The sequence below is a fragment of the Kaistella sp. genome (assembly GCF_049588135.1).
Lineage (GTDB): Bacteria > Bacteroidota > Bacteroidia > Flavobacteriales > Weeksellaceae > Kaistella.
In genome coordinates, this window is sequence record NZ_JBAVFG010000041.1 from 1 (window position 1) to 6,542 (window position 6,542).

The 6,542-nt window shown below is 33.5% G+C and carries 7 protein-coding genes; 2 read left to right on the plus strand and 5 right to left on the minus strand.

The genetic code is table 11. The features are described from left to right. Together WBY99_RS02325 and WBY99_RS02330 are read left to right on the plus strand one after the other, a co-directional pair. A partial coding sequence (locus WBY99_RS02325) for an HAD-IC family P-type ATPase (RefSeq protein ID WP_423974738.1) occupies nt 1-837 on the plus strand: 837 nt, incomplete at its 5' end. Between the two features lie 58 nt (nt 838-895). Then, nucleotides 896-1,495, plus strand: a complete 600-nt coding sequence (locus WBY99_RS02330) for a hypothetical protein (protein WP_423974739.1) — start codon at nt 896-898, stop codon at nt 1,493-1,495. Nucleotides 1,496-1,563: 68 nt separating this feature from the next. Here WBY99_RS02330 and WBY99_RS02335 read toward each other — a convergent pair whose 3' ends face one another. The 5 genes from WBY99_RS02335 to queA all read right to left on the minus strand — a co-directional run bounded on the left by WBY99_RS02335 (nt 1,564) and on the right by queA (nt 6,459). Further along, nucleotides 1,564-2,541 carry a polyprenyl synthetase family protein gene (locus WBY99_RS02335; RefSeq protein WP_423974740.1) on the minus strand — a complete coding sequence of 326 codons (978 nt, stop codon included), beginning with the start codon at nt 2,539-2,541 and terminating at the stop codon, nt 1,564-1,566. 92 nt (nt 2,542-2,633) lie between these two features. Then, nucleotides 2,634-3,509: a hypothetical protein gene (locus WBY99_RS02340; protein ID WP_423974741.1), complete on the minus strand. Its 876-nt coding sequence runs from the start codon at nt 3,507-3,509 to the stop codon at nt 2,634-2,636. Nucleotides 3,510-3,566: 57 nt separating this feature from the next. Further along, on the minus strand, nt 3,567-4,286 hold the full coding sequence (locus WBY99_RS02345; protein WP_423974742.1) for a YoaK family protein: 720 nt from the start codon (nt 4,284-4,286) through the stop codon (nt 3,567-3,569). Continuing rightward, entirely contained in the window at nt 4,286-5,320 is a 1,035-nt protein-coding gene (gene rlmN, locus WBY99_RS02350; protein ID WP_423974743.1) for a 23S rRNA (adenine(2503)-C(2))-methyltransferase RlmN, read from the minus strand. Before rlmN ends, WBY99_RS02345 begins: the two co-directional genes overlap by 1 nt. A gap of 89 nt (nt 5,321-5,409) precedes the next feature. Then, nucleotides 5,410-6,459, minus strand: a complete 1,050-nt coding sequence (queA, locus tag WBY99_RS02355; RefSeq protein WP_423974744.1) for a tRNA preQ1(34) S-adenosylmethionine ribosyltransferase-isomerase QueA — start codon at nt 6,457-6,459, stop codon at nt 5,410-5,412. Nucleotides 6,460-6,542 lie beyond the last annotated feature (83 nt).

The window sequence follows — 6,542 nt, forward strand, 5'->3', positions numbered from 1 at the left end:
GAACACCCCTTATCTAATGCGGTTTTACATGAATTTAAAAAAGAAAATTTAACTTTTGAAAAGGTAGAAAATTTCGAAAATATTTCAGGGAAAGGGATTAAAGGAATCATTAATTCTGAAATTATTTTGCTCGGAAATGAAGCATTATTAAATCAATTCAACATTCAAATTCCGGAAAACATCAAACAGAAAGTGGTTGAAAAACAAGATGATGCAAAAACCGTTTCGTTTCTTTCAAAAGGCGAAAACGTTCTTGGATTCCTAAGTTTTTCAGATAAAATAAAAGCGACCTCCAAACAAGCTGTTGATTTTTTACTTAAAGATAATGTAGAAATCATAATGATGACGGGCGATAACGAACATACCGCAAAAGCTGTCGCAGCCGAATTGGGTATTAAAAAATATTTTGCAAACCAACTTCCTCAAGACAAATTAACGGAAATAAAAAGGCTTCAAGCTGCCGGAAAAATTGTTGCCATGACTGGCGACGGAATTAATGATGCTCCAGCTTTGGCGCAATCTAACGTCGGAATTGCAATGGGAACCGGAACCGATATTGCCATCGAAAGTTCGGAAATTACTTTGCTCAAAGGGGATCTTTTGGGTGTTGCAAAAGCAAAAATACTGAGTGAGAAATTATTGAAAAACATCAAACAAAACCTGTTTTTCGCTTTCGTTTATAATATTTTGGGAATTCCGTTGGCTGCTGGATTGCTGTATCCGTTTTTCGGAATTTTGCTAAGTCCGATGATTGCTGCGGCGGCGATGAGTTTCAGTTCGGTTTCGGTGATTTTGAATTCATTGAGGTTGAATAATGCCGATTTGGAAATTGAATAAACTACATTCCGATAATTATTGGAAGGCACAAAAGTTAATTAAAATAATTTAGCTATTTTTGAAATTAATCAACGGCAGTTTTTTCACAGACTGTCGTTATCTATATATTATGAAAATTATCATTTTTAAAAAATTGCTTTTAAAATCATTGATTTTGGCATTTTTTGCAATTCTAATATCTTGCTCTAAAAATGACGGGAATTTCATTGAATTTACTCGTGGGAGAAGTATGAATCCGAATTATCCAAGGACAGGAATAAAAATCACAAATGATAATTATGTATATTATTGTGAAGAAATAATGAACAATGGAGAAAACTATTATTTAAATCGTCATACGGGGAAATATAAATTTTATAAATCCGAGGAGAAAATTGATTTTATAAAGTACAAAGATTTGATTTTAAAAAACTATTCAACAGAAATAAAAAATAGTTATAAAAGAATTCCAGATGCAACTTTAGAGATGATAAATTTCAAATTGGATAATAAAGAAAGAGTGCAAAATTTCTATTACTCGCAATTGAATAAAAATAAAGATTCACTCTATAATGAAATATGGAAACTGAAAAAAGAATTAAAATTTAAAAAAACTGATTCAATTTTGTTCAGTCAGAAATTATTACAAGAAAAACTTCCTAAACCACCCTCACTATAGAAATAACAAATTTTTATAGTACATAATATTTAAACTTTCATTTCACCCAAATTCTTAAAGAAAATTAATTAAAACTTCCTTTCAATCACATAATCCAACATTAAATGCAGGGAATGTTTTGCTTCGGAATCGGGAAATTCGTTCAGAATATTTTTTGCTTTTTGTTGGTAGTCTTTCATTTTCTCCATCGCATAATCTAAACCGCCAGATTTTTTCACAAAATCGATGAGTTCTTTTACCCGTTTTGTGTCGTTGTTGTACCGTTTTATGGTGTTGAAAAAATATTTCCGGTCGGTTTCGTTGGCGTTTCGCAAAGCCTGAATCAACGGCAAAGTCATTTTCTGTTCTTTAATGTCGATTCCCACAGGTTTTCCGATGATATTGGAAGTAAGATAATCGAATAAATCATCTTTAATTTGAAAAGCCATTCCGGTGAGCGTCCCGAATTCCATCATTTTTTTTGATAAATGCTCATCAACATTATTCGATAAAACACCAATTTCACAGCAAGCAGCGATTAAAGTCGCCGTTTTCTGACGGATGATCTCATAATAAACTTCTTCGGTAATATCGAGCTTTCGGGCTTTCTCCAATTGCAAAAGTTCGCCTTCCGCCATTTCGCGAATCGTTCGGGAAATCACGGCAAGCAAATCGTAATCTTGGTGATCGGTAGAAAGTAAAACTGCTTTTGATAAAAGGTAATCTCCCACCAAAACCGCAATTTTATTTTTCCATAAAGCATTGATAGAAAAGAAATTACGTCGTTTAAAACTTTCATCCACCACATCATCATGAACCAAAGTTGCGGTGTGAATCAACTCAATCATCGAGGCACCGCGAAAGGTTTTCTCATTTACCTCTCCTACTAATTTTGCACAAAGAAATATAAACATCGGACGCATTTGCTTGCCTTTGGTAGTAACAATGAATCGTGTAACCTTATCCAAAAGTCCCACATTGCTCTGCATGGATTCATAAAACTTTTGCTCGAAAAGTTTCATCTCTGCATTAATTGGTTTTTTAATTTCTTCTACGATGTTCGCCACGAATGATTAATAAAGGATTATAATTTATGAATGTCAACAAAGATAATTATAAATAAAGAATATGTTAGAATTTATTGGGTATTCAAATTAATTTATTTCAGTTTTTCAAAAGGGATAAAGTACAAATACGGTTTTACTTTAATAATCGGCAAATTAAATTCTTCACCAGAAATATAAATCCCTTTCTCATCAACTGCAATTCCCTCGATTTGACCGATGCTTAAAGAACTTCCTAGGTAATATTTCTTTGGTTTCTCCTTAAAGAAAATACCCGATTTGGATTCATTGAAAATGGTGAGAAACACTTCTGCTTTTTTGGTGTACCCGACTAAATATAATTTTTGATTAAAATAAGCAGCATCTGTTACGACATAACCTGTGAAATAATTTTCGATTTTCTGTGCGGGCTGGTTTTCGGAAATTGTTGGATCAACAATATAATGCGTTGTGGCTTTCGACACCCATTCTTTCGTGAAAACATGAATCTTTCCGTTGAGGAAAATCATGGCTTCAGCATCGAAATTATTGTTTAAATTTTTTGGAATAAAATCATTTTGTTCAGGATAATAGAAAGAAATTTGATTGATTCCATTTAAATCTAAAGAATCTTGAATAGGAATTTTATAGATGATTAAATCTTTTCTCGCTCCAACATTATTACCAAAATCACCGATATATAAGTTTTCAGAATCTGACGTTATCGCTTCCCAATCTTTATTAATTAAATTGGTTTTAAAAATGTTTTTAATTTTTCCTGTTTCCTTATCAATTTCAAAAATTTCGGAACTGTTTCCGCTATCATTAAAGGTGAAAAGTCGTTTATTAAAGAAGTTCAAACCAGAATTTTCTTTTAATGAATCGTTTAAAACTGCTGTTCGGTAACGACTAATTTTGAACCATTCATCATTTTGCTGAGCAGTAAAACTCAGGGAAATGAATATTGTGAATAAGAGAAAAAACTTCTTCATTTATTTTGTTTTTATTAGAAACTATATTTATTTTCATATCTCATATTCGCTTGATAATCAACTTTTTTTTCGTTTTAATAATAGAAACTGAATCTTCATAAAATCATAAAATAATCCTCCTAATAAAATAACGGTTCCCAATACCAAAGACTTTATACCAAAGTGCTCGAATAAAACTCCGCCAGAAACTCCACCCAAAAAGAACATAAAAATGATGGTCATTCTTAATTTAATCGACTTGATTAATCTGCGTTTATGAAATTGATCTTTAAAGAAAAACAATTGGGAAAATTCGATTCCCATATCGGTAAAAAGTCCGGTTAAGTGCGTCGTTCGAACGATTGATTTTGAAATACTGGTGACCAAAGAGTTTTGCATTCCCATTGCAAAAAGTAAACTGTAGGCGATTACATCCGGATTTTCTTGAATTAAATAATTTCCGGTAAATGCGATTACACCGAGAATTATTGCTTCTGTAATGATAGGAAAAATATACGTTTCACTTTCGCGAATTCGGGAATAAGTTTCTACCATAAAATTAGCGAAGAATGCGCCCAGAAAAAAGAAAATTACAAAAAGTGCAACATGAAAGGCATTTACGAAATTGAGTTTGAAAACCTCATCAACAAAAAAAGCGAAATGTCCGGTGACATTGGTGGTTAATTTCTGAACAGAGAAAAACCCTACAACATTCACTAATCCAGCGACAAATGAAAGTAAGGACGCAATGCCAAGGTTATGTTTTGGTGTTCTGCTTTTACCGATGTGCGAAAACATTATTCACTGCTTTTGTTGGCGAGTTGTCCGCAAGCCGCATCGATATCGCCGCCTCGACTTCTGCGAATAAGAACGGTAATTCCGGCTTTTTCTAATTGCCGCACGTAGTTGTCTTCTGCTGCTTTATTACATTGGTCGTATTTTCCGTCACCAATTGGATTGTATTGAATTAGATTGACTTTGCTTGGAATCTGCTTGCAATAACGAATTAATGCTTTGATATCTTCATCCTGATCATTAATTCCTTTCCAAACGCAATATTCGAAAGTGATGATGTTTCCTGTTTTTTCATACCAATATTTTAAAGAATCCATGATATCGGTTAAAGGAAATTTATCGGAAAAAGGCATAATTTCATTTCTCTTTTTCTCAATAGCAGAATGTAAAGAGAGCGCTAATTTCACCCGAATATCTTCATCAGCCAACATTTTAATCATCTTCGGAATTCCTGAGGTTGAAACGGTAATTCGTCTTGGTGACATTCCCATTCCTTCAGGTTCAGTAATTTTTTTGATGGATTCTACGACGTTTTTGTAATTCATCATCGGCTCGCCCATTCCCATGAACACAATGTTTGAAAGTGGCCGGTCGAAATATAATTTACTTTGTCTATCAATTAAAGCAACTTGATCTACAATTTCTGCGACTTCCAGATTTCGCATTCTTTTCAAACGTGCAGTTGCACAAAATTCACAATTCAATGAACAGCCAACTTGTGAAGAAACACAAGCTGTAGTTCGGGTTTCGGTCGGAATTAAAACAGATTCTACTAAAAGTCCGTCGTGTAATTTCACGCCATTTTTAATGGTTCCGTCTTTTGACCTTTGAAGTTGATCTACCGAAATCGGATTAATCATGTATTCTTTTGAAATACGGTCTCTCAAATCTTTAGAAAGATTCGTCATCTCATCAATCGAATGCATGTTTTTGCTCCAAAGCCAATCATAGACTTGTTTTGCACGAAAAGGTTTTTCGCCTAAAGAGACGAAATATTCCTGTAATTGATCGAGTGATAAAGTTCGAATATCTTTCACAATGATTTTAGATTTTAAATGATAAATTTTAGATTAAAAACACCGAAGTGAATTTAATCTAAAATTTTAAATCTTTAATTTATAACTTCTTAGATAATCAACATGGCGTCACCGTAAGAATAGAATTTATATTTGTGCTTGATTGCTTCTTCGTAAGCATGCATTAGGAAATCTTTTCCTGCAAATGCTGCTACCATCATCATCAATGTAGATTTTGGCGTATGGAAATTGGTAATCATACAGTTGGCAACCCCGAATTCATGTGGTGGGAAAATAAATTTATTGGTCCAGCCATGATAAGGACCGATTTTTTTATTAGAAGAAACCGAAGTTTCAATCGTTCTCATCGTCGTAGTTCCAACGGCGCAAACTCTTCTTCCTTCTTCTACAGCTTTGTTAATAATATCTGCATTCTCCTGAGTAATAATGGCTTCCTCAGATTCCATTTTATGTTTCGATAAATCTTCAACTTCAATTGGATTAAAAGTACCTAAACCAACGTGAAGCGTAATTTCTGCAAAATCAATTCCTTTGATTTCCAATCTTTTCATCAAATGTTTTGAAAAGTGCAAACCAGCAGTTGGAGCCGCAACAGCACCTTCATGTTTTGCGTAAATCGTTTGGTAACGTTCTGCGTCTTCGGGTTCTACTTCTCTTTTGAAATATTTTGGAAGAGGAGTTTCACCCAATTCTTTTAATTTCGCACGGAATTCTTCGTAAGAACCATCGTATAAAAATCTTAAAGTTCTTCCTCTGGAAGTGGTATTATCAATAACTTCAGCAACCAAACCTTCATCTTCGGTAAAGAATAATTTATTCCCGATTCTGATTTTACGGGCTGGATCTACCAATACGTCCCAAACACGGGTTTCTTTATCTAATTCTCTTAACAGGAAAACTTCGATTTTCGCTCCGGTTTTTTCTTTATTTCCGTATAATCTTGCTGGGAAAACTTTGGTATTATTAAAGATAAAAAGATCATGTTCGTCAAAATAATCTACGACATCTTTGAAATGTTTGTGTTCTATGGTTTGGGTTGCACGGTTCAGAACCATAAGTTTCGCATCGTCTCTGTGTTCTGCTGGATGTTCTGCCAAAAGTTCTTCTGGCAAGTCAAAATTAAAATGGGATGTTTTCATCTTTTTAAATTACGGTTTAAAAATTAGATCCGAAAAACAAAAATTTTCGGAGTGCAAATATACGACATTGAAAAGGCAAAGTC

Bases quoted from the DNA above. Each gene is read 5' to 3' on its own strand.
- WBY99_RS02345 (WP_423974742.1), bottom strand. From the start codon at position 4,286: ATGTTTTCGCACATCGGTAAAAGCAGAACACCAAAACATAACCTTGGC.
- queA (WP_423974744.1), bottom strand. From the start codon at position 6,459: ATGAAAACATCCCATTTTAATTTTGACTTGCCAGAAGAACTTTTGGCA.
- WBY99_RS02340 (WP_423974741.1), bottom strand. From the start codon at position 3,509: ATGAAGAAGTTTTTTCTCTTATTCACAATATTCATTTCCCTGAGTTTT.